Below are 23,380 nucleotides of genomic sequence, written 5' to 3'. Positions count from 1 at the left end.
CGCGGTTGCACATGCCCGGCGCCGCGCTGTTGCCGGCGCGCGCGGCCATGGCCGGGCGGGCGCACGCCCACGCTCGCCGGCGGCGCCGGCCGCGGCGGCGCACCATGCGTCGCATCGTCCCGATGCCCGTGGCGCCAAACCACGCGACAATGGCCGCCGCGGCGCAGCGTGCCGGCCGCGCTGCCGGCCGGCCTTGAAGTGGCGCGGCAGATCCCCCATCTGGAGTCGTGCATGAGCAGTCCCGCCCCCACCTCCGTGCATGCCTTCGGCGATCCCGCCGCGATCGGCAGCGAGCGCGCGGCCTCGGAGTTGCGCGCCGGCCGCCCGGTGGTCATCGCGGACCGCCATGGCCATGCGCGCGCGGTGATGGCGCTGGACAGCAGCACCGCACAGTCCTATCTGAGCTTCGTGCAGGCGGCGGCGCAACGGCACTACCTGTTCCTGACCCCCCCCCGGGCGCAGGTCCTGGGCCTGGCCGCGCCGCAGGGCGCACGCATCGCGCTCGCCGGCCTGTCCTACGACGCGCTGGCGGCGCTGGCCTATCTGCGCGACAGCCAGGCGCCGGCGCAATGGACCCCGGGCGATGCGCTCGATGCCGGCGCGGTGGAGATCGCGCGCCTGGGCCTGCTGCTGCCGGCGATGGTCGCGGTGGACCTGGGCGGCGACGCCAGCGCCTTCCAGGGTTGCCAGTCGCTGCAGCTGGAGGACCTGGAACACGGCTGCGCGATGGCCGCGGCCGGCGGCTACGAACTGGTGACCCGTACCCAGGTGCCGCTGCGCGACCTGGGCCCGAGCGAGTTCGTGGTGTTCCGCGGCGGCGTGGCGCAGCGCGACCAGGTCGCGATCGTGATCGGCCAGCCCGACCTGTCCGCCGCAGTGCCGGTGCGCGTGCACTCCTCCTGCCTCACCGGCGACCTGTTCGGCTCGCTCAAGTGCGACTGCGGCGACCAGTTGCGGCGTGGCCTGGCCAAGCTCAAGGAACTCGGCGGTGGCGTGCTGCTGTATCTGGACCAGGAGGGCCGCGGCACCGGCATCGCCACCAAGATGCGCGCCTATGGCTACCAGCACGACGGGCTCGACACCATCGACGCCGACGCGCAACTGGGGTTCGGCGCCGACGAGCGCCGCTACGGCAGCGCGGCGGCGATGCTGCGCGGACTCGGCATCCGGCGCGTGCGCCTGCTGACCAACAACCCGTCCAAGGCCGAGCGCCTGCGCGCCACCGGCATCGACGTGGTCGAGCGCATCCCGGTCACCGGCGCGATCACCGCCGAGAACGAGCGCTACCTGCGCACCAAGGCCGCCCGCGCCGGCCATGCGCTCGACGTGGACGCGCTGATTCACGCCGCGCGCTGACCGCCGCGGCGTCGCCGTCGGGCGTGGCGCCGATCGCGCCAGGCCCCGGCTCGGCCGTCGGCGGCGCACAGCGGGCGGCGCCCGCGTTACGATCGCAGCCCATGCGGCCCGCCGGCGCGCCCGCCCGCCCATCGTTCCGAGAGCCACCGTGACCGCAACGCCCTTCCCGGATCCCCCCACCGCCGAGCGCGGCGCCACGGCGCCGGCGGCGGCCGTCGACGCCACCGCGGTCGACACGGGAACAGCCGACTGCGCGCAGGACGGCTGGCAGCGACTGCCGGCGCGCGGCGCCTGGCTGGCCGCGTTCGGCAGCGGCTGCTTGCTCGGCATCGGCGTGCTGATCGGCGCGGCCATCGTCGGCGTCGCCCTGCGCAGCGGGCCGGCGCTGTCGTTCGGCGCCGCGTCCGCGGCGCTCGGCGCGTCCGGCGGGGCCTGGATGGCGTTCAAGCGCCATCGCCTGATCCGCTGGCGGCTCGACGCGCAGGGCCTGGCACTGCGCCGCGGGCGCTGGTGGCAGAGCGAAGTGCGCGTCCCGATCTCGCGCGTGCAGCACCTGGACCTGCGCCAGGGTCCGCTGGAGCGCGTCGTGCGCCTGTCCACGCTGGTCGTGCATACCGCCGGCACCCGGCTCAACGTGGTGGCGGTGCCGGGCCTGGACCAGGCCGACGCCGAACGCCTGCGCGAGCGCCTGGCGCATCAGCTCGACCACGACGACGACGCGCTGTGAGCGCGGCCCTGGACGAGGAGGGCGCGGTCCGCCGCCTGCATCCCTGGTCGTGGCTGTTCGTGCTGCTGCAGCACCTCAAGCAGTTCCTGCTGCCGCTGCTGGTGCTGGCGCTGTTCGGCGGTCGCGACGGCCGCAACGACCATGCCGACCAGTTGCTGATGCTGGCGGTGGGCAGCGCGCTGATCGCCGCCTCGCTGCTGCGTTACCTCACCTACCACTACCGGATCGGCCGCGACAGCCTGAGCATCCGCAGCGGCTGGCTGCGGCGCAGCCTGCGCGAGATCCCGTTTGCGCGCATCCACAACGTGGCGGTGCACCAGTCGTTGCTGCACCGCCTGTTCGGCGTGGCCGAGGTGCGCCTGGAGTCGGCCGGCGGGGCCAAGCCGGAAGCGGAGATGCGGGTGCTGCGGCTGGACCAGGCGCTGGCGCTGGAACGGCAGATCCGCCACCGCGCGCTGGCCGGGGCGGCACCCATGGACACCGCCCCGGCCAGCGACGTGCTGCTGGTGTTGCCCATCGCCGAGGTGCTGCGCCAGGGGCTGATCTCCAACCGCGGCATGGTGGTGGTGGTGGCCGCGTTCGGCGCCACCTACCAGTTGTTCCCCGATCGCATGGTCGCCAACGCGATCGAGCACTACGGGCGGCAGGTGTTCGGCTACGCCAGCCATCTGCAACTGGACTGGATGGCCGGCACGCTGACCCTGGCGCTGATGCTGGCGACACTGCTGCTGGGCATGCGCCTGCTGTCGGTGGCGCTGGCGCTGCTGCAGTACCACGGCTTCCGGCTGAGCGAGAGCGAGCGCCGCCTGACCGTGGAACGTGGCCTGCTGGCGCGATTGCGCAGCAGCGTGGCGCGGCGCCGCATCCAGGCCTGGACCCTGCACGAAGGCGTGCTGCACCGCCTGCTGCGCCGGCGCAGCCTGCACATCGACACCGCGGCGAGCGAATCGCAGGGCGAGCATGGCCGCGCGCTGAAGGCGCTGGCGCCGCTGGCGCCCCCGGCCGCTTGCGATGCGCTGCTGCAGCGGCTGCTGCCGCAGATCGCGTGGCCGCCAGCGCGGTGGCATGCGGTCGCCGCGCGCAACTGGTGGCGGCTGTGCCTGCCGGCGCTGTGCCTGGTCCCGCTCGCCTGTGCCGGACTGTGGCGGCCGTTCGGCGCCTGGGCCGCGCTGTCGCTGCTGTGGCTGCCGTGGTCGGCGTTCAAGGCATGGCGCCAGACGCAGCGCATGGGCTATGTGCTGGACACGCGCTACGTGGCGGTACGCGGCGGCTGGTGGACGCGCTGGTGGCGACTGGCGGAGATCGACAAGCTGCAGGCATTGCGGCTGACCCGCTCGCCGCTGGACCGCTGCTGCGGTACCGCCACGCTGTGGCTGGATACCGCCGGCGCCGATCCCGGTTCGCCAGCGCTGCGGCTGCGCCTGCTGCCCGCGGCCGAGGCGCAGGCGGTCTACCGGCAGTTGGGCCTGGCGCTGGCGCGGCGCCGGCTGCGTTGGTGACGGCCGCCCGCGGCGACGCTCAGCGGTGCGCGCCGCGGCCCCAGTAACCGATGCGCCGGCGTATCTTCAGCTTGCGCCAGACATTCCACGGCTTGCGCCGCCGATTGCGCGCGCCCTCGGCGACGAAGTCGTCGATCGCACGCAGCACGCGCTCGCTCGACCGGCCGTCGCGATAGGGATGCAGGCCGTCGGCGAAGTCGCGGATCGCCGCCATCAGCGCCGGCGGCCGCGCCAGCGCGCGGCGAATTGCCGGCTCGAACTGCGCCGGATCGTCGATGTCGATCAGTTGCGGGCCCGGGCGCCGGTTCTTGAACGTCACCACCGGCTTGTAGGTGAGCAGGAACTCGTTGAGCGCCGACGAGGTGTCCGAGCACATCATGTCCACCTGCGGGAACAGTTCCAGGATGTTGTCGTTGTCGGCAAAGCGCAGGTAGTCGTTTTCCAGCGCGCGGTAGCGCGCCACCACATCCGCATCCATCTTCGGATGGAAGGTCACGATCCAGCGCCACTCGCCGCTGCGCGACAGCCGCCGCACCTCGTCGTAGAGGATGCCGGCCGCGCTCCACGACGGCGAGAACGTCGAGTGGTACAGGATCACCGGCGGCTGCCGCAGCGGCGCCAGCCCGCCGCCGATCTCGCGCATGAACGGATCGATCTTCGGAAAGCCGGTTTCGCGCACCGCGAAGTGGCCGAGCCTGCGCGCCAGCGCGGCGAACGCGGCGGTATCGCGTGGGCCGGTCGTGCAATACAGATCGAAGAAACCGCGCACGTAGATGTGCCGCGGCTTGCCGGCGTCGAAGCCGTGGAAGGTCTCGACCTTCACCCCCGGGAAGAAATGCGGCACCGCGTTGCTGGAGGTGATCACCGCGTACGGATTCCACGCCAGCACCTCCTCGACCGTGGCCAGGTGGCGCTCGGCGGCGCTCAGATCGGCGGCGCCGGGGCCGTCGAAGAACCACGCCGCCTGGTCGCCGCGCGCGCGGATCGCGGCCTGCAGCGGGCGCAGGATCGCCAGCGCATAGCGTTCGGACCCGTACAGCAGGTAGTGCTTGCTCATCAGTGCTCCAGATCGTGCCGTTGCAGCTGCGTCCGCGCCTGTTCCACCGAGACGGGGTTGTACTGCATTTCGTAGTAGCGCATGCGCTTGTACAGCGCATAGCTGGCCGCGGTCTGCGCCACCACGAAACCCCGCCAACCATCGAAAAGCGCCAGGCGCAGCAGGTAGTCCTTGAGGAAGGCGCCGACGAAGACGAACGGGCTCTGCCACATTCTCAGCGGCTTGCGCCCGTCGCGCCAGCCGAGCGCCTTCAGTTCGGCGTAGCGCAGCACCTTCAGCTGCTTGTGCACCAGGGTTGGGTTGTGCAGGTGGTTGAAGGGCGGCGCGAACTCGGCGCTGGCGCCGTCGAAGCGCAGCGACTCGTGCACCGGCGCATCGCTCCAGCGCGCGCGGCCGCGGTGGTACAGCCGCGCCAGGCGTTCGCCGACCATCGGCCGGTACCAGCGCATCGGCGCACCCATGTACCAGGTGCTGCGGCGCAGCCACACCGCGTCCAGCCGGTCCTGGGCCAGCAACTGCGGCAGCCGCGCCAGGCATTCGTCGCGCAGCGCCTCGGACAGGAATTCGTCCGCGTCCAGCACCAGGATCCAATCGTGCGCGGCCTGGGTGGAGGCGAAGTTGCGCTGCGCGCCGAAGCCGAGCCAGGCCTGCTCGACCACGCGCGCGCCGTGCGCGCGGGCGATCGCCGCGGTGGCGTCGGTGCTGCCGCAGTCCACCACCAGCTTGTCGGCGGCGAATGGCACGCTGTCCAGGCAGCGCGCGATGTTGGCGGCTTCGTTGTAGGTCATCACCACCAGGCTGAGCGGCAGGGTGGTCGCGGCGGCATCGGCCATGGCGCTCGGTATCCGGAAGAGCGGAGCAAGACCGGCGGGCGGCGGGCGGCGCCGCGCCCGCCGGCAGTGCGGGATCGGCAGTCTACCGGCTTCCGGCAGCGCCTTCAGCGGCGCCGAGGCGCCAGCGCGGCGCCTCGGCATCGCAGGCCGCCAGCCCGATCAGCACGCCGACCAGGGACACGTAGAAGCCGGTGGTGACCTGGTGCGCGAACATCGACTGGGTCATGCCGCACAGGATGTAGACGGCCACGACCATGATCCCGGCCGCGGCCGGGCCATGGAACGCGCGGTGCGGGCGGCGCCGGTACAGGCGCACCAGCAGCCATAGCGGCACGCCGTAGATCATCACGATCAGCAGCGTGCCGGGCAGGCCCTGGGTCGCGCTCCATTCGGCCAGGTCGTTGTGCGCATGGCCGAGATGGCAGCGCTGCACCCAGGCGCCGCGGCAATCCGGCAGCCGCCGCATGGCGTTGTCGAAGCGGCCCACGCCGACCCCGACCAGCGGATGCTCGACGAAGGTCTCGGCCGCCACCTGCAGGCGCTCGATGCGCGCGCCGGCGGAGGAATCGCTGTCGCCGCGTTCGTACCGCTGCACGTCGTGATGCAGTTCGACCAGGCGGGTCTGCCGGGTCAGCGCCGGCACGCTCAGCACCAGCACCGCCGCCAGCGCGGCGAGCACGCCCAGGATCACCAGCCGCGCGCCGCCGCTGCGCCAGCGCAGGCACAGCGCAGTCACCACCAGCAGCAACAGCATGCCCGGCCACACGCCGCGGCTGCCGCTGAGCAGGATGGTCGCGCAGCCGGCGACGAGGGCGACGATCGTCCACGGCCGATGCCCGTGCGGCCGGCAGAACACCGCCACCACCATCAGCACCAGCACCACGTCGGCGAGCACGATCGCGTTGGTCCAGCCTTCGGCGCGCGGCAGGCCCTGCAGCACCTGCGCGATCGCCAACGCCAGGGTGACGACGATGCCCAGCAGCGCTCCCCACCACAGCAACTGCCGCGGCGGACGCAGCGCGTAGACCCATAGCGCGGCCCAGGGCAGCACCAGGAAGCGGGTGCGGTTGTCGATGTCCTTCGGCGCCTGGCCGAAGTACAGCAAGGAGCACACCGACAACCCGATCACCAGCAGCGCCAGCACGCCGAGCCAGCGCAGCGACGGTTGCAGCCCGGCCGCCGCGCGGCGCATGCGCTGCAACGCCAGCAGGCTGGTCGCCAGCAGCAGCAGGCCGAACGGCAGCAGCCCGCGCGGAATGCTGACCGCCAGCGCCGGCAGACACAGCAGGCCCAGCGCCGCGCCCCACTCGGCCAGCGTGTGGCGATGCAAGGCGGACAATAGCGGCGTAGCGCGGTGCGACGTGGCTTCTTCGCTCATCTGCGGGACGGACGGAGAGAGAGTGGTGGGCGATGATCCAAGGGCTCCCCCTAACCCGGCCTGACCTGCACGCGCTCGGCGCCGGCCGGCGCCGGCGCGGCCGGCGCCGGCGCGTCGCCGAGCAGGTCGGCCACCGCCGCCTGCAGGCGCTCGCCGAACTCGCGCTGGCGCATCTCGAAGAACGTCCGCGCCGCGGTGCCCAGCGCATCGCATTGCATCGGCGCCAGCGCCAGCGCCTTCGCCATCGCGCGCTCGATGCCGGCCACATCCACCTGGTAGCGCACGCCGAGGTTGTCCTCGCGCTCGCCGACCGGATCGATCAGCACGCCGCGCTCGGCGCTCACCAGTTCGTTCATCGGCGCACCGTCGGTGCTGATCACCACCGCGCCGACGCTCAAGGCTTCCATGATGTAGTGGCCGAACCCCTCGACCTCCGAGGGGCAAAGGTGGAAACGGTGCGCGTTCTGCAGCCGGCGCAGTTCGCGCTGCCCCAGGTAGCCGGTCAGGTAGCCGATGTTTTCGGCCTCGATCGGGCGCGATTTCTTCGTGCTCTGCACCACCGTCAACCGCGGCCATTCCGGGTGCCGCGCCCAGGCCCGCAGCAGCACCGCGGTGCCCTTGGCCGAACTGCGCCCGGCCACGTGCAGGCAGGCGCGCTCGCGCGGCACCTCCGGGCGGTAGCAGTCGTCGCTGCAGAAACCGATGAACGTCGCCGCCGGACCCAGTGCGGCAAAGCGCTGGTGGGCCTGGCCGGTCTTGCACAGCACCCGCTCGAAGCGCGGCAGCCAGCGCAGCCACTTGCTGAGGAACCATTCCGGATTGGGCACCAGCGCATTGCGGCGGCCGGCGCCCAGGCAGCGCGGATAGACCCGCTCCAGGAAGATCTGCAGGTCGGCGCGGCCGCGCAGCAGGCTGCGCAGGGCCAGGCCGAGTTCGTGCAGCCGGTTGACCACGCGCACGGTGCCGAAACCGAGCACTTCCACCCGGTAGCGGCCGCTGCTGCGCAGCGTCTCGGCGACCAGGTGCAGGTCGCGGCTCAGGCCGCCGCCATTGTCGCGGCTGATGACCCGGATCAGACGCATCGGCATGCTCCGCTTCCCGCCTGCGCGGCATTGGCACTGCCGCGGAAGGTGCAGCCGCGGCTCACTCGAAGCGATCCTTGTCCTGCTCGCGCAGGAGATCGCGGTCGCGGGTGGTGACCACGCATCGACCATGCACGGCACTGGCCGGCACCAGCCACCAGTTGCGGCGGTTGGACACCCCGGCCAGGGTACTGGCGCGGCGGTCGATGCAGCCGAGCATGGCCGCTTCCTGCACCAGCAGCCAGCGCCGCTGCGGCACCTGCGCCTGCCAGGCCACACCACGCCGCAACTGCTCGTCCCACGGCACCACGAAGCCGAAGGTGGCGGCGGCGCGATCGGCCATCAGCAGGTTCTGCTCCTTCCACGCGACCAGGCCCAGTTCCGCCTCCGGGCCGATGCGGCGGCCGACCGCCTCCATCACCCCGCGCGCGGAACTGGACATGTTGATCAGCGGGTACACCAGCAGCCCGGCCAGCGCCCACAGCATGGTCAGCAGGGACGCCAGCGCCAGTTCCGGACGGCGCCGCCCGAACGCCGCCAGGCTGGCCATGCCCCACAGGCCGATCGCCAGCAGGATCCAGGCCAGGGCCTGGATGGTCTGCAGATCGACCCCGCGCGCCTCCATCATCCGCGCGCGCAAGCCGTGTCCTGCCAGGATCGCCGCGCCCATGCCGCCCAGGGCAACGGTCAACACCACGGCCAACGCCAGCAGCAGCCGCTTGACCCCGGTCCTGCGCAGCAGCCCGGGGATCAGCGGCGCCATCGCCAGGCACAGCATCGGCAGCGCCGGCAGGATGTAGACGTCGCGCTTGCCGGTGGGAATCGAGAAGAACAGCACGACCAGCGCCGACCATGCCAGCGGCAGCAGGTAGCGCGGATCGCGCCGGCGCAGGCGCCGCATCCACGCCGGGACCGCCCACGGCAAGGCCAGCAGCAGCGGCAGCCACATGCTCGGCATCACCCCGAGGAAATACAGCGGTCCGTGCGGATGGTCCCAGGACTTGGCGTAGCGGCCGGCGGTCTGCCGCAACAGGATGTCGTTGAGATAGGCGCGGTACTCCGGCTCGTGCGCCGACAGCGCGGTGGTCACCATCGGCACCAGCCAGACCGACACCGCGCCCAGGAACGCCAGCGGCCCCAGCCAGAAACGCGGATCGCGCAGCCCGATCCTGGCGCCGCGCCAGTGCGCCAGCGACGCCGCCGCGGCCGGCAGCAGCATCAGCAGCGCCAGCACGCCCACGCCCTTGGTGATCGTGCCCAGGCCGGCGGCGAGCCACCCCAGCGCCCACATGCGCCAATCCGGCCCGCGCAGCAGGTGACGCAACAGGCCGTAATTGGCCAGGGTGATGTAGAACACCACCAACGGATCGATCTGCGCCTTCTTCGCCTGGTAGGTGAAGTGGAACGCGAACAGCAGCGCATACGCCGCATACATGCCGACCCGGCGGGTCCACAGGCGCCGTCCGAGGTCGTACACGCAGGCCAGCGTGCCCAGGCCGGCCAGCAGCGACGGCAGCAGGAACGCCACCCGCCAGTTGCCGAACAGGGTGTAGAACGCGGCCTGCAGCCACATCAGCATCGGCGGCTTGTCCGAGTACATCTCGGTGCCGCGGTGCGGGAACAGCCAGTTGCCGCTGTCCACCATCTGCTTGGCGACCAACGCGAACCGCGGCTCGTCGGCCGGATGCGGATCGCGCAGCCCCAGGCCGGCGCCGAGCACCAGCAACGCCAGGATGGCCAGCAACCAGAACTCTCGGGACGCGCGGGTCTTCAGCATGGGAGGGGATGATACCGGGGCCGCTTCACGCCGTCTTGCGCAACCGCGCATAGAAGAAGCCGTCGCGATCCTGCTCGCCGGGCAGGCGCTGGCGCCCGCCGCCGGCAAGGTGGCCGCAGGCGGCGCCGGGATCCTCGGCCGCCGCATCGGCGGTACGCGCCAGGAACGCCTGCAATTGCCGCTGGTTCTCGTCCTTGAGCAACGAACAGGTGGCGTAGACCAGTACGCCGCCGGGGCGCAGCACCCGCCAGCCGGCGTCCAGCAGCCGCGCCTGCAACGCCTGCAGCGCGGCCACGTCCTCGCTGCGCCGATGCAGCAGCACGTCGGGCTGGCGGCGCACGATCCCGGTCGCCGAGCACGGCGCGTCCAGCAGCACTGCATCGAACCCCACCCCGTCCCACCAGCCGTCCGGCTGCGCCGCATCGGCGACCTGCAGCAGCGCCTGCGCGCCGGCGCCGATCCGCTCGAAAGTCTCGCGCACCCGCGCCAGGCGGCGCGCGTCCACGTCCAGCGCGGTCAGGCGCAACGTCGGGTCGCGCTCGAGCAGGTGCGCGGACTTGCCGCCGGGCGCGGCGCAGGCGTCCAGCACGCGCGCGCCGAGCGTCGGCGCCAGCACGTCGGCGACCTGCTGGGCGGAACCGTCCTGCACCGACACCCAGCCATCGGCGAAGCCCGGCAAGGCGCTCATCGCCACCGAGTCGGCCAGGCGGATCGCATCGGCCAGGTCCGCCACCGCCTGCGCGGCGATCCCGGCCTCGGCCAGCCGCTGCAGGTAAGCATCGCGCGTGCCGCGCCGGCGGTTCGCGCGCAGCCACAGCGGGGCCGGCTGCTGGCTGGCGGCGAAGATCGCCTCGGCCTGTTCGGGCCAATCGGCGCGCACCGCCGTGCGCAGCCACAGCGGCCAGCCCGCGTCGGCGGCGACCGCCGGCAGCCCGTCGCGCTGCGCGCGGCGCAGCAGCGCGTTGACCATGCCGGCCTGGCGCGGCCGCTCCAGCGCCCGCGCCGCCTCCACCGTCGCCGACAGCGCCGCGTGCGGCGCCAGTCCCAGCACGTCGAGCTGGGCGAAGCCGGCCATCAGCAGCGCGCGCAGTTCGCCGTCGCGCTGCGGCAGCTGCTTCTGCAGCCACAGCCGCAGTGCGGCCTCGTAGGCCGGGCGCCGGCGCAGCACCGCAAAGCAGATCGCCTCGACCAGGGCGCGGTCGCGCGGGTCTGGCAGCGCCGGCAGCGCCATGCCCAGCTCGGCCTTCAGCGAACGCCCGCGGTCGATCACCGCAGCCAGCACGCGCGCCGCGGCCACCCGCGGCGCGACGCCGGGCGGCAGGGCGGCGGCAGGCGTCGTGGTCATCGCCGCCCGTCCCGGTTCAGGCCAGCATCGGCAGGTCGCGCCGGGCGTTGAGGTAGTCGGCGGCGGTGATCGCCTTGCCGCCTTCGCGCTGCAGCACGCGCAGGCGCAGCGCCCCCTGGCCGCAGGCGATATCGATGCCTTGCTTGGACGCAGCCAGCACCGTGCCTGGCGCATGCGCATGCGCCAGGTCCAGCGCCACCGCAGCGTGGATGCGCACCCGCTCGCCGGCCAGCACCGCTTCGGCGATCGGCCACGGATTGAACGCGCGCACCCGCCGCGCCAGCTGTGCCGCCGGCTGCTGCCAATCCAGCCGCGCCTGCGCCTTGTCCAGCTTGTGCGCGTAGGTGACGCCGGCGCCGGATTGCGGCTGCGGCACCGGGCGGATGCCGGCGCGCAGCAGGCCCAGGCCGTCGGCCAGCACCTGCGCGCCCAGCGCGGCCAGGCGGTCGTGCAGCTGCCCGCCGGTCTCGCTGTCGCTGATCGACGTGCGCTGCGACAGCAGCACCGGCCCGGTATCCAGGCCCGCCTCCATCTGCATCAGGCATACCCCGGTGTCGCCGTCGCCGGCCTCCATCGCGCGCTGGATCGGCGCCGCACCGCGCCAGCGCGGCAGCAGCGAAGCGTGCACGTTCCAGCAGCCATGGGTGGGGATCGCCAGCACCGCTCTGGGCAGGATCAGCCCGTAGGCCACCACCACCATCAGATCCGGCTGCAGCGCGCGCAGCGTCTGCAGCGCCTCCGGCGAGCGCAGCGTGTCCGGTTGCAGCACCGGGATGCCGCGCGCCACCGCCTCCAGCTTGACCGGCGACGGCGTCAGCCCGCGGCCACGGCCGGCGGGGCGGTCCGGCTGGGTATAGACGGCGGCCACTTCATGGCGTTGCGCGGCCGCGCGCAACGACGGCACAGCGAAGTCCGGCGTACCGGCGAAGACGATTTTCATTGGGCGGGGTTCGGGATTGGGCATTGGGGATTCGCAAGGCCGGGGGTCGACGACCGGGAGGAGAACCGGTCTTTCCAATCCCCAAGCCCCAATCCCCAAGCCCGGCCTTCAGGCCACGTGCTTGCGGGCCTTGGCCAGCTTCTTGCGCACCATCTCGCGCTTGAGCGGGGACAGGTAGTCGATGAACAGCTTGCCGTCCAGGTGGTCCATCTCGTGCTGCACACACACCGCCAGCAGGCCGTCGCTGGATAGTTCCTGCGGCTGGCCCTGGCGGTCCAGGTAGCGCACGGCGACGGTGCCGGCACGGGTCACGTCGGCATAGATGCCAGGCACCGACAGGCAGCCCTCCTGGCACACCTGCTCGCCGTCGCGCTGCACGATCTGCGGGTTGATGAACACCTGCGGGGTGTTCTTTTCCTCGCTGACGTCGATGACCATGAAGCGCTGGTGCACGTCCACCTGGGTGGCGGCCAGGCCGATGCCGGGAGCGTCGTACATGGTGTCGAACATGTCGTCGAGCAGACGCTGGAACGCCGCCGTGGTCACTTCGTTGGGGTCGACCTGCAGCGCCTTGGTGCGCAGGCGCGGATCGGGAAACTCAAGGATGGAGAGCAGGGCCATAGCGGTACCCAGAATGGGGGCGCCGGATCATTCGGCAAGGCCCAAGGATTCTACCGCGTTCTGGCGCGAACGCTTGCGCCGCGCCCTGGGTTGTGGACTATAGTGCGCCCACCTGTTGGGGAATCAGGCTCCGCCCTCATGTTCAATCGACTCCGTACGGTCGTCGTCGCGACGATGCTCACCGTGGCGACCTATGCCGCTTCCGCGAGCATGGCTGCCGAACATCCCGACACCTACGTGGTGCGCAAGGGCGACACCCTGTGGGACATCGCCGGGCGCTTCCTCGGCAAGCCGTGGCTCTGGCCGGAGATCTGGCAGGCCAACCCGCAGGTGCAGAACCCGCACCTGATCTATCCGGGCGACGTGCTCAGCCTGGCCTACCTGGACCGCGTGGCGCACGCCACGGTCGAGCCCGGCCCGCGCCAGGACGCGCCGATCGACGCGATCCCGCTGGCGGACGTCGAGCCGTTCCTGAAGAACCTGCGCGTGGTCGACAGCATCGACGGCCTGCCCTACGTGGTCGGCGTCGAGGACAACCGGATGCGCGCCACTGCCGGGCAGCTGGTCTACGTGACCGGCCTCAGCGCCCCGCAGACCGGGCAACGCTACGCGGTGGTCCGCCCGACCGTGCACTACGTGCTGCCCAAGCTCAGCGACGATCTCAACGCCGAGGGCCGCAGCACCCCGGGCGCCGGCAACCTGTGGCAGACCTTTGTGCCGCCGGACAAGCGCCGCGAGACGCTGGGCTACGAACTGGCCCAGGTCAACGTCGGCACCGTCACCCGCGTCGCCGCCGACGGCAGGCAGGCCACTGCGCTGCTGCTGCTGCAGGACAGCGCCCGCGAAGTGCGCGCCGGCGACCGGCTAGTCGCGGTCGAGGCGCAGCCGTACGATCTGCAGTTCGTCCCGCATCCACCGTCGGCGCAGGCGCTCGGGGCCGGGCTGCGGGTGCTGGCGGTGGCCGATGCGTTCAGCGCCGCCGGCCCGCGCGACGTGATCGCGATCTCCGGCGGCCGCCGCGAGGGCATCGACAACGGCACCGTGGTCTCGCTGTGGCGCCATGGCACCCGGGTCAACGACCGCATGCGCCAGCCCGACACTTCGCGCGCCGACGACAGCTTCGCCGGTGGCGCCGGCACCGTGGCCCTGCCCGACGAGTACGCTGCGCACGCGATGGTGTTCCGTACCTTCGAGAAGGTCAGCTATGCGCTGGTGATGAAGGGCGTCAAGCCGAGCCGGATCGGCTACGACGTCAAGCACCCGGACGCGCACTGACCCGCGCGCGCGGGCTAGCCCTACATCCGCAGTGGACGGCGCCCGAGGGCGCCGTCCGCGTTTGCGGCCTAGCCTGTGCCGATGTCCGCCTTGCCCAGCCCCGCCTGTTCCGGCACCGGCGCCGCCGATCCCGCCTTGCTGACGCTGGCGCTGGCCGGCGGCGCCAGCGCCCCGCGCAAGCGCCTGCTGGAACGCTGCGGCAGCCCCGCCGCCGTGCTCGCCGCCGGCCCGGCCGCCTGGCACGCCGCCGGGCTGGAACCGGCGCAAATCGCGGCGCTGCAGCGTCCGCAACGCGCCACGTTGGATGCCGCACTGGCCTGGCTGGCGCGGCCGCGCCGGTACCTGATCGGCTGCCACGATCCGGACTACCCGGCTCTGCTGCTGCGCACGCCCAACCCGCCGCTGGCGCTGTACCTGGAAGGCGACCCGGCGGCGCTGTGGCATCCGGCGGTGGCCGTGGTCGGCAGCCGCTCGCCCAGCGCGGGCGGCCGCGACAACGCGCACCACTTCGCCCTGGCCCTGGCCGCGGCCGGGCTTGCGGTGACCAGCGGCATGGCCGCCGGCGTCGATGCCGCCGCGCATGCGGCGGCGCTGTCGCGCCAGGACGGGCTCACCGTGGCGGTGGTCGGTACCGGCGCCGACCTGGCCTATCCGCGCCAGCATGCCGCCTTGCGCGAGCGCATCGCCGCACGCGGCGCGGTGGTCAGCGAGCATCCGCCCGGCACCCCGGCGCGGCCCGGCCACTTCCCGGCGCGCAACCGGATCATCGCCGGGCTGGCGCTGGCCACGCTGGTGATCGAGGCCGCCGCCCGCTCCGGCGCGCTGATCACCGCGCGTCTGGCGGCCGAGGCCGGGCGCGAGGTGTTCGCGGTGCCCGGCTCGATCCACAACCCGCTGGCGCGCGGTTGCCACCGCCTGATCCGCGACGGCGCCGGGCTGGTCGAGCGTGCCGAGGAGGTCCTGGCCGGGGTCGCCCCGCTGGCCGCGGAACTGGCCGACGCCTTGCGCGGGCGCCTTCGCGCCCCCATTGAAGGGACCGCCGACGGCATCGGCGCAGCCCCGCCACTCCCCGATCCCGACTACCAGCGCTTGTGGCAGGCGCTGGGCCACGACCCCATCTGTATGGATTCGTTGATCGCGCGCACCGGATTGACGGCCGCGGCACTGTCCTCCATGCTGCTGGCCATGGAACTGGATGGCGACGTGGCGGTCGAATGCGGTCGTTACACCCGCAAACCCTAGTTTCTTCACCTCCACAGCGTCTAGCGACGCAGGCCGAGGGGCAATGAAAGAGAGCATTCTGGATGTCCTGCTGTACCTGTTCGAACACTATTTCAGCGAAGACGCGGACCCGGTCCGCGATCGCGACTCCCTCCAGAATGGCCTGATCCAGGCCGGCTTCAGCCCCACCGAGATCAGCAAGGCGTTCGACTGGCTCGATGCCCTGGCCGACCAGCGCCCGGCCGTGGCGCAGCCGCGCATCGACGGCCCGATCCGCATCTACCATGGCCCGGAGCTGGACAAACTCGACGTGGAATGCCGCGGCTTCCTGCTGTTCCTGGAACAACACGGCATCCTCGACAGCGACCAGCGCGAGCTGGTGCTGGACCGGGCGATGGCGCTGGACCAGGACGAACTGGACCTGGACGACCTGAAATGGGTGGTACTGATGGTGCTGTTCAACCAACCCGGCGCCGAGGCGGCCTACGCGTGGATGGAAACGCAGATGTTCGTCGACGAACCGGAACCGGTGCACTGATGCACTGAAGGGCCATGCACGGATGCACGAACAAGACCCCGTCCTGAGCGCCTGGTATGACGCCGGCGCGGCCCGCGACCGGCACGGCCCGCTGAGCATGGCGGAGCTGCTGCAACGGCTACGCGACGGGTCCTGGACCTCAACACCCCGGTCTGGCGCGACGGTATGCCCGAATGGCAGCCGCTGCATGCGCTCGCCGACGAACTGGGGCTGGCCGCCACGCCGCCGCCATTGCCGCCACCGGCCGTTGCGCCCCAGCACGGCGACGGCGCGACCGCCGCGCAACGTCTTGTCCGGCTGCGGCATCAGCGCGATCGTCACGCTGGCGCTGGGCGTGGCGCTGCTGGCGGGTGGCCGGTCTCCTCGCCGCCATCGCGCCCACGTATCAGCCGTACGCACGGCGCACCAAGGTGGCGGCGGCGGTCGGGCAGCCTGGCGCCGCTGGAGGCGCAGATCGCCCGCTTCGCCGCGCGGCAGGGGCGTTGCCCGGTGAACGGCGACAGCGGCTTCGGCGACGGGCGCAGCTACGCCAGCCGATCCGTCGCGCAGGTGCGCGTCGGCCGATTCGACAATGGCCACTGCGGCCTGGAAGCCACGCTGCACGCGCCCGGGCAGGCCAAGCTGGATGGCAAGACGCTGTGGCTGGACTACGATGTGCAGGCTGCGGTCTGGACCTGCAGTTCCGAGCTGGAAGACCGCTATCTGCCTGCGCACTGCCGCGGCGGTTGAGCGGAAACGGATTTCGATCGCAACCCTGAGGAACAGGTCATGAGTGAGTGGTACTACGCCGACGCTGCGCAGCAGCGCCACGGACCGATGCCGGCCGGCGAACTGCAGCAACGCTTCCAGCGCGGCGAACTCGGCCTGACCACGCTGGTCTGGCGCGACGGCCTCAGCGAATGGCGTGCGCTGGCCGAGTTCGTCGACGAACTGGACCTGGCCCGGACGCCGGGCGCCGACCCCGCCGTCACGGCGCCGGTGCCGCCTGCGCCGGCATTGCCGGCGGCCTGGGCCGCACCGGCGGCGGACAGCGAGGCCTATTCGCCGTATACCGCCCCCAGTACCGTGCCGAGCGAGGCGCCGCGCCCGGTCGCCAGCGGCGAAGTGGTGCAGGCCGGCTTCTGGAAGCGCACCGCCGCTTACCTGATCGACGGCGTGCTGGTCGGCGTGGTGTCGCAGGTGATCCAGTTCGCGGCGATGCTGGGCTTCCTCGGCTTCGGCGGCCGCCGCCCCGATCCCAGCACCATCGGCGGCATCCTGATGCTGGTGCTGCTGTACATGATGCCGCTGGCGATGTCGGCGCTGTACTTCGGCCTGTTCCACGCCTCGACCAAGCAGGCCACGCTGGGCAAGATGGCGGTCGGCATCAAGGTGGTGCGCAGCGACGGCAGCCGGATCAGCGTCGGCCGCGGCATCGGCCGCTACTTCGGCTTCCTGCTGAGCAGCCTGACCATCTTCATCGGCTTCCTGATGGCCGCCTTCACCGAGCGCAAGCAGGCCCTGCACGACATGCTCTGCGACACCCTGGTGGTGGACAAGTGGGCCTATACCGACCACCCGGAATGGCAGCAGCGCAAGCTGGGCACGGTCACCGTGGTGATCCTGTCGCTGTTCGGGGTGCTGATGGTCGTGGTGTTGCTGGCGGTGCTGCTGCTGATCGGCGTGGCGGCCAGCGGCAACTGGCACTGAAGGCCGGGATTCGGGACCGGGGACCCGGGACCCGAAGAACGGAAGTCGGTAGGGCCTCGCAAGCATGCGCATTTTCCGGCATCGCGCGCAGCGGCGCTTGACAGCCGCCGCCGGACATGTCCACTAATAATAAAGAGACGCAGCCGAACGCCCGGGGTGCCTGCCCCGGGCGTCGGCTTCTCTGAACACCGCAACGCTTCACTAACCACAGCAATTGCGCCACCCTACCGCCCCCAGGGCGCCCGCCCCGCCCATCGAAGCCCAGCCCACCATGTCCAAGCACCTGCTCATCGTCGAATCGCCCGCCAAGGCCAAGACGATCAACAAATACCTCGGCAAGGACTTCCACGTCCTGGCCTCGTATGGGCACGTGCGCGACCTGATCCCGAAAGAGGGCGCGGTGGACCCGGACGACGGCTTCGCGATGCGCTACGCGCTGATCGAAAAGAACGAGCGGCACGTCGAAGCCATCGCCAAGGCCGCCAAGGCCGCCGACGACATCTATCTGGCGACCGACCCGGACCGCGAGGGCGAGGCGATCAGCTGGCACATCGCCGAGATCCTCAAGGAACGCGGACTGCTCAAGGGCAAGCCGCTGCACCGGGTGGTGTTCACCGAAATCACCCCGCGCGCGATCAAGGAGGCGATGGCCAATCCGCGGCAGATCGCCGTGGACCTGGTCGATGCGCAGCAGGCGCGGCGCGCGCTGGACTATCTGGTCGGCTTCAACCTGTCGCCGGTGCTGTGGCGCAAGGTGCAGCGCGGCCTGTCCGCCGGCCGCGTGCAGTCGCCGGCGCTGCGCATGATCGTCGAGCGCGAGGAGGAGATCGAAGCCTTCGTCGCCCGCGAATACTGGAGCATCGGCGCCGACTGCCTGCATCCGTCGCAGCCGTTCGCGGCCAAGCTGGTCAAGCTCGACGGGCAGAAGTTCGAGCAGTTCACCATCACCGACGGCGACACCGCCGAAGACGCGCGGATGCGCCTGCAGAAGGCCGCGCAAGGCGCGCTGCACGTCACCGACGTGGCCAGCAAGGAACGCAAGCGCCGCCCGGCGCCGCCGTTCACCACCTCCACCCTGCAGCAGGAGGCCTCGCGCAAGCTCGGCTTCACCACCAGCCGCACCATGCGCGTGGCGCAGAAGCTGTACGAAGGCGTGACCCTGGGCGAGGACGGCACGGTCGGCCTGATCAGCTACATGCGTACCGACTCGGTGAACCTGTCGCAGGACGCGCTGGCCGAGATCCGCGACGTGATCGCGCGCGACTTCGGCACCGGCGCGTTGCCGGACAAGCCGAACATGTACCAGACCAAGTCCAAGAACGCGCAGGAAGCGCACGAGGCGATCCGCCCGACCAGCGCGCTGCGCACCCCGGCGCAGATGGCCAGGTACCTGGACGACGACGGCCGCCGCCTGTACGAGCTGATCTGGAAGCGCGCGGTGGCCTGCCAGATGGTGCCGGCGACGATGAATACCGTCACCGTGGAGCTGGCCGCCGGCAACGCGCACAGCTTCCGCGCCAGCGGCACCACGGTGATCGACCCGGGTTTTCTGGCCGTGTACGAGGAAGGCAAGGACCAGAAGGCGGCCGAGGACGAGGACGAGGGCCGCAAGCTGCCGCCGATGCAGCCCGGCGACCGCATCCCGCTGGACCGCATCCACGCCGACCAGCATTTCACCGAGCCGCCGCCGCGCTATTCGGAAGCCTCGCTGGTCAAGACCCTCGAGGAGTACGGCATCGGCCGCCCGTCGACCTATGCCTCGATCATCCAGACCCTGCTGTTCCGCAAGTACGTGGAACTGGACGCGCGCCGCTTCCGCCCGGCGGACGTCGGCCGCGCGGTCAGCAAGTTCCTGTCCGGCCATTTCACCCGCTACGTCGACTACGACTTCACCGCCAGGCTCGAGGACGAGCTGGACGCGGTGTCGCGCGGCGAGGAGGAATGGCAGCCGCTGATGCAGAAGTTCTGGGGCCCGTTCAAGGAACTGGTCGAGGAGAAGAAGGAATCGGTGGACCGCTCCGAGGCCACCGGCGCGCGCGAACTCGGCACCGACCCGAAGACCGGCAAGCCGGTCAGCGTGCGCCTGGGCCGGTTCGGGCCGTACGCGGCGATCGGCAGCACCGCCGAGGATGCCGAGGACAAGCCCAGGTTCGCCTCGCTGCGGCCGGGCCAGAGCATGCACACCATCACCCTGGAAGATGCGCTGGAGCTGTTCCTGATGCCGCGCGCCCTGGGCCAGGACAAGGGCCAGGACGTCAGCGTCGGCATCGGCCGCTTCGGTCCGTTCGCCAAGCGCGGCAGCGTCTACGCCTCGCTGAAGAAGGAAGACGATCCGTACACCATCGACCTGGCGCGCGCGGTGTTCCTGATCGAAGAGAAGGAAGAGATCGCGCGCAACCGCATCATCAAGGAATTCTCCGGCAGCGACATCCAGGTGCTCAACGGCCGTTTCGGCCCGTACATCAGCGACGGCAAGCTCAACGGCAAGATCCCCAAGGATCGCGAACCGGCCACGCTGACCCTGGAAGAGGTGCAGAAGCTGCTGGAAGAGACCGGCAAGCCGGCGCGGCGCGGCTTCGGCGCCAAGAAGGCCGCCGCGAAGAAGGAAGCCGCGCCGAAGAAGAGCGCGGCCAAGAAGGCCGCCGCCCCGGCCAAGCCGGCGGCGAAGAAGGCGGTCAAGAAGGTCCCCAAGAAGACCGCGAAGAAAGCCGCCAAGAAAGTGGTCAAGAAGGCCGTGGCCAAGCGCGCCTGAGCCACCATCCCCGCTCCTGCGGAAGCGACAGCCGCAGGAGCGACGCCGAACGCCCTATTGGCCATCGCGCCAGGCGATGCGACCGCGCCTATCGCAATCGCCGTTCCACCCGTCGCTTCGGCCGCACCGCTGCAGGGCTGGATCAACCGCGGCCGCCGCGGCCTGCACGCCACGTTCGTCCTCGTACCCTCCGTGCCGCCCAACGGCAATCGAACCCGGGACAGGCGGGAACGCGCGCGCGGCTCCTGCCGCTCCGAATCACGATCCCCAACCCCGGCCCCCGGCGTTGCCGCAAAGCGACGGCCTGCCACATCATGCGAACATGACCGACCTGTCGCTCAGCCAAGCCGTCGCCGTCCTGCAGCAGGGCGGGGTCATCGCCTATCCGACCGAGGCGGTCTGGGGCCTGGGCTGCGATCCGTACGACGCGGCGGCGGTGAACCGGCTGCTGCGGATCAAGCAGCGGCCGGTGGAAAAAGGCCTGATCGTGGTCGCCGCCGAACTGGAGCCGCTGCGCCCGCTGCTCGCGCTGTCGGCGCTGCCGCCGGCGCGTCTGGCCGACGTGCTGGCCAGCTGGCCCGGGGCGCATACCTGGGTCCTGCCGGCCGCGGCGCTGGCCCCGTCCTGGGTCACCGGCGCACACCGCAGCATCGCCGTGCGAATCAGCGCGCATCCGCAGGTGGCCGCCCTGTGCCGCGCCTGGGGCGGCGCGCTGGTGTCGACCAGCGCCAACCGCGGCGGCGAGCCGCCGGCACGGCAGCGCGGCGAACTGGACCCGCAGCTGCTGGCGCTGCTCGATGGCGTGGTCGACGGGCAGACCGGCGACCTGACCCAGCCCACCCCGATCCGCGACGCGCTCAGCGGCGAGATCCTGCGCGCCTGAGCGCGTTGCCGTTGCCCGCCCGGTCCCGGCTTTCCCTGGCCGGCGAAGGCGCGCAAGATGCGCGCATGCCTGCCCTCGCCCGCCCCGCCTTGCTCCTGTCCGCGCTGCTGCCGCTGGCCGGCGCCGCCTGGGCGCAGCGTCCGCAGACCATCGGCAGCGATGGCGCGCAGGGGTCGGTCCGGATCTACCGCTGCATCGGCGATTCCGGCGCGGTCAGCCTGCAGAACGCCCCTTGCGAGAATGCGCGCCGGCAGCAGGTCCTGGACATGCAGCGCCCGCGCGATCCGCCGCCGCGCCCGACCACCACGCTCAGCACCGATCCGGCGCGCGCCGCGGCCTCGCCGGCGCCGCTGCCGCAGCGCGAGATCCGCATCGTCAGCGTGCAACCGCCGCAGCCGATGTACGAATGCGTCAGTAGCGAAGGCCAGCGCTATACCAGCGACGACAACGAAGGCAATCCGCGCTGGGTGCCGCTGTGGGCCATCGGCTATGCCGGCGGCGACGGCGACGGCTATCGCCACGGCAATGGGGGCGGCCGCCCGCGCCCGCCGCAACCGGCGTATCCCGGCGTCGGCGTGGTGGTCCCGGCCGGCAGCACCCTGATCCGCGACACCTGCAACGCCCTGCCGCCGCAGGAAGTGTGCGCACGCCTGGCCGACCGCCGCTGGGAGCTGATCCGCCGCTACAACAGCGCGCTGCAGAGCGAGCGCCGCGCGCTGGAAACCGAACAGCGCGGCATCGATGCGCGCCTCGGCCGCGACTGCGGCGGCAGCTGATGCGCCGCAGCGCCTGCCTCGCACTGCTGCTGGCCTGGGCCGGCGCCACGCAGGCCGAAGAGGTGGTGTTCTATCGCTGCACCGACGCGCACGACAACCTGACCGTGCAGAACCAGCCGTGCCCCAAGGGCATGCGCCAGGAAAAGAAGATCGTGCAGGGCGTCGGACGCGCGCCCGCGCAGGGGCCGGGGGCCGCGCCAGTCGCCCCAGCCGCAGCTGTCCCCCCGACAGCACCGGCCGCTGCGTCCCTCCCCGCAGCTGCGCCCGTCGCCGCCGCGCCCGATCCGCCGACAGCGCCGGCGCAGACCGCACCGCGCCTGCCACCGCCCGCGCTGTACGCCTGCACCCGCTACGACCAGCAGCGTTACCTCGGCGAAGTCGCCGAACCCGCGCCACGCTGCGTTCCCTTGCCTACCACGAGCCTGGACGGCAGCCCCGACAAGACCGGCGGCAGCGCCTGCGAAGTGCTGCGCGACCGCTGCGACGCGCTGCCCGAAGCCGGCGCCTGCGACGCGTGGCAGAACTACGTGGCTGAAGCCGAAACGCACTGGCGCTTCGCCGTGCCCGAGCACGCCGAGCCGTTGCGGCAGGAATTCCTGCGCCGCCAGCAGGTGCTGGAGGCGAGCAGCTGCGGCGCGCCGGATCAGAAGGTGCCTTGACGCATTTTCGATCCTGACCATGCCCCCCGTAGGAGCGACTTCAGCCGCGACCGGACTTTCCTGGTAACGCCAGGTCGCGGCTGAAGCCGCTCCTACAGGGGTTGCGGTGCGCGGCCAGGACCAGGCGAGGCGCTCCTGCAGCAATGAGCAGGCGAAAAGCGCCCTAGAACCCGTAGCGCAGGAACCCGCCGTCCACCGCGATGCATTCGCCGGTGATGTAGCTGGCCGCCGGCAGGCACAGAAAGCCGACCGCGGCGGCCACTTCCTCGGGCTCGCCGATCCGGCGCATCGGCGTGCGCTCGATCACCTGCTCGTAGTAGTCCGGATCCGACAACGGCCCCGAGGTGCGGCGGGTGCGGATGTACCACGGCGCCACCGCATTGACCCGGATCCCGTCCTCGGCCCATTCGGCGGCGAGGTTGCGGGTCAGCTGGTGCAGCGCGGCCTTGGTCATGCCGTACGGCGCGCCGCTGCGCACATGGGTCAACCCCGACACGCTGCCGACGTTGACGATCGCCGAGGCCGCGTGCTGCGCCAGCAACGGGTGCGCGTAGCGCGACAGTTCGAACGCCGAGAACAGGTTGCTCTCGAAGATGCCGCGCCACTCGTCCTCGGTGTAGTCCACCGCGGCCTTGCTCAGGTTGCCGCCGGCGTTGTTGATCAGCAGGTGCAGGCCGTCGGCGTGGTCCTCGACCCAGTCCAGGATCTCGCGCCGGTCCTCGTCGTCGGCGACGTCGGCGGCCAGCGCCAGGATGCGCCGCTCCGGATAGGCATCGGCCAGGTCGTCGCGCGCCGTTTCCAGCGCATCGATGTCGCGCGCCACCAGCAGCAGCTCGGCGCCGAAGCCGAGCAGCTCGCGCGCGATCGCCAGGCCGATGCCGGCGCTGGCACCGGTGATCAGCGCAGTCTGTCCGTCCAGCCGCCAACGTTGCTGCATCGCCTTGCCTGTCCGCATCGGGGTGGGCGTAGGAT

General features: G+C 71.6%; 21 protein-coding genes. 12 read left to right on the top strand and 9 right to left on the bottom strand.

What is annotated here, in order from left to right; genetic code table 11:
• Positions 1 to 231: 231 nt before the first annotated feature.
• From ribA to G4Q83_RS20320, 3 genes are all read left to right on the top strand, one after another.
• A complete protein-coding gene (gene ribA, locus G4Q83_RS20330; RefSeq protein WP_128419956.1) occupies positions 232 to 1,356 on the top strand; it encodes a GTP cyclohydrolase II RibA in 1,125 nt (374 codons plus the stop codon).
• A 148-nt stretch (positions 1,357 to 1,504) separates the two neighbouring features.
• Complete coding sequence (locus tag G4Q83_RS23820) at positions 1,505 to 2,083, top strand: PH domain-containing protein (protein ID WP_246432184.1); 579 nt, start codon at positions 1,505 to 1,507, stop codon at positions 2,081 to 2,083.
• Positions 2,080 to 3,582 (top strand): PH domain-containing protein, encoded by a 1,503-nt coding sequence (locus G4Q83_RS20320; RefSeq protein WP_128419957.1) that lies wholly within the window; start codon positions 2,080 to 2,082, stop codon positions 3,580 to 3,582. The genes G4Q83_RS23820 and G4Q83_RS20320 overlap by 4 nt, the downstream gene beginning before the upstream one ends.
• Positions 3,583 to 3,601: 19 nt before the next feature.
• Here G4Q83_RS20320 and G4Q83_RS20315 read toward each other — a convergent pair whose 3' ends face one another.
• From G4Q83_RS20315 to def, 8 genes are all read right to left on the bottom strand, one after another.
• The gene (locus G4Q83_RS20315; RefSeq protein WP_128419958.1) at positions 3,602 to 4,639 is read right to left on the bottom strand and encodes a CDP-glycerol glycerophosphotransferase family protein; all 1,038 of its coding nucleotides are present in this window, start codon (positions 4,637 to 4,639) and stop codon (positions 3,602 to 3,604) included.
• Positions 4,639 to 5,472 carry a glycosyltransferase family 2 protein gene (locus G4Q83_RS20310; protein WP_128419959.1) on the bottom strand — a complete coding sequence of 278 codons (834 nt, stop codon included), beginning with the start codon at positions 5,470 to 5,472 and terminating at the stop codon, positions 4,639 to 4,641. The genes G4Q83_RS20315 and G4Q83_RS20310 overlap by 1 nt, the downstream gene beginning before the upstream one ends.
• An 82-nt stretch (positions 5,473 to 5,554) precedes the next feature.
• Positions 5,555 to 6,850, bottom strand: coding sequence for an O-antigen ligase family protein (locus G4Q83_RS20305; protein ID WP_128419960.1), 1,296 nt, complete (start codon positions 6,848 to 6,850; stop codon positions 5,555 to 5,557).
• Between the two features lie 50 nt (positions 6,851 to 6,900).
• A complete protein-coding gene (locus G4Q83_RS20300) occupies positions 6,901 to 7,938 on the bottom strand; it encodes a glycosyltransferase (protein WP_128419961.1) in 1,038 nt (345 codons plus the stop codon).
• A gap of 55 nt (positions 7,939 to 7,993) precedes the next feature.
• Entirely contained in the window at positions 7,994 to 9,709 is a 1,716-nt protein-coding gene (locus tag G4Q83_RS20295; protein ID WP_128419962.1) for an ArnT family glycosyltransferase, read from the bottom strand.
• A gap of 25 nt (positions 9,710 to 9,734) precedes the next feature.
• The gene (gene rsmB / locus G4Q83_RS20290) at positions 9,735 to 11,054 is read right to left on the bottom strand and encodes a 16S rRNA (cytosine(967)-C(5))-methyltransferase RsmB (RefSeq protein WP_128419963.1); all 1,320 of its coding nucleotides are present in this window, start codon (positions 11,052 to 11,054) and stop codon (positions 9,735 to 9,737) included.
• A gap of 16 nt (positions 11,055 to 11,070) precedes the next feature.
• A complete protein-coding gene (fmt, locus tag G4Q83_RS20285; protein ID WP_128419964.1) occupies positions 11,071 to 11,994 on the bottom strand; it encodes a methionyl-tRNA formyltransferase in 924 nt (307 codons plus the stop codon).
• A 108-nt stretch (positions 11,995 to 12,102) separates the two neighbouring features.
• A complete protein-coding gene (gene def, locus G4Q83_RS20280; RefSeq protein WP_128419965.1) occupies positions 12,103 to 12,615 on the bottom strand; it encodes a peptide deformylase in 513 nt (170 codons plus the stop codon).
• Positions 12,616 to 12,753: 138 nt separating this feature from the next.
• On the opposite strand from def, the gene G4Q83_RS20275 reads away from it, so the two are divergent.
• From G4Q83_RS20275 to G4Q83_RS20235, 9 genes are all read left to right on the top strand, one after another.
• On the top strand, positions 12,754 to 13,890 hold the full coding sequence (locus G4Q83_RS20275; RefSeq protein ID WP_128419966.1) for a LysM peptidoglycan-binding domain-containing protein: 1,137 nt from the start codon (positions 12,754 to 12,756) through the stop codon (positions 13,888 to 13,890).
• 81 nt (positions 13,891 to 13,971) lie between these two features.
• Positions 13,972 to 15,132 (top strand): DNA-processing protein DprA, encoded by a 1,161-nt coding sequence (gene dprA / locus G4Q83_RS20270; RefSeq protein WP_128419967.1) that lies wholly within the window; start codon positions 13,972 to 13,974, stop codon positions 15,130 to 15,132.
• 43 nt (positions 15,133 to 15,175) lie between these two features.
• The gene (locus G4Q83_RS20265; RefSeq protein ID WP_010340686.1) at positions 15,176 to 15,649 is read left to right on the top strand and encodes a DUF494 family protein; all 474 of its coding nucleotides are present in this window, start codon (positions 15,176 to 15,178) and stop codon (positions 15,647 to 15,649) included.
• A 165-nt stretch (positions 15,650 to 15,814) separates the two neighbouring features.
• The gene (locus G4Q83_RS20260; RefSeq protein WP_246432183.1) at positions 15,815 to 16,378 is read left to right on the top strand and encodes a pilin; all 564 of its coding nucleotides are present in this window, start codon (positions 15,815 to 15,817) and stop codon (positions 16,376 to 16,378) included.
• A 39-nt stretch (positions 16,379 to 16,417) separates the two neighbouring features.
• Positions 16,418 to 17,338, top strand: a complete 921-nt coding sequence (locus G4Q83_RS20255; protein WP_128419968.1) for an RDD family protein — start codon at positions 16,418 to 16,420, stop codon at positions 17,336 to 17,338.
• A gap of 271 nt (positions 17,339 to 17,609) precedes the next feature.
• A complete protein-coding gene (locus G4Q83_RS20250) occupies positions 17,610 to 20,090 on the top strand; it encodes a DNA topoisomerase I (RefSeq protein WP_128419969.1) in 2,481 nt (826 codons plus the stop codon).
• 322 nt (positions 20,091 to 20,412) lie between these two features.
• Entirely contained in the window at positions 20,413 to 20,973 is a 561-nt protein-coding gene (tsaC, locus tag G4Q83_RS20245; protein WP_128419970.1) for an L-threonylcarbamoyladenylate synthase type 1 TsaC, read from the top strand.
• Between the two features lie 65 nt (positions 20,974 to 21,038).
• Positions 21,039 to 21,749, top strand: a complete 711-nt coding sequence (locus tag G4Q83_RS20240) for a DUF4124 domain-containing protein (protein WP_128419971.1) — start codon at positions 21,039 to 21,041, stop codon at positions 21,747 to 21,749.
• Positions 21,749 to 22,408 (top strand): DUF4124 domain-containing protein, encoded by a 660-nt coding sequence (locus G4Q83_RS20235; RefSeq protein ID WP_128419972.1) that lies wholly within the window; start codon positions 21,749 to 21,751, stop codon positions 22,406 to 22,408. The genes G4Q83_RS20240 and G4Q83_RS20235 overlap by 1 nt, the downstream gene beginning before the upstream one ends.
• Before the next feature lie 163 nt (positions 22,409 to 22,571).
• Here the strand turns inward: G4Q83_RS20235 and G4Q83_RS20230 are convergent, their stop codons facing one another.
• Complete coding sequence (locus G4Q83_RS20230) at positions 22,572 to 23,345, bottom strand: SDR family oxidoreductase (RefSeq protein ID WP_128419973.1); 774 nt, start codon at positions 23,343 to 23,345, stop codon at positions 22,572 to 22,574.
• Positions 23,346 to 23,380: the final 35 nt, after the last annotated feature.

The sequence above is a fragment of the Xanthomonas theicola genome (assembly GCF_014236795.1).
In the GTDB taxonomy this organism is placed as follows: domain Bacteria; phylum Pseudomonadota; class Gammaproteobacteria; order Xanthomonadales; family Xanthomonadaceae; genus Xanthomonas_A; species Xanthomonas_A theicola.
The sequence above is the reverse complement of the archived record's forward strand: the minus strand, read 5'-3'. Positions and strand labels throughout refer to the sequence as shown.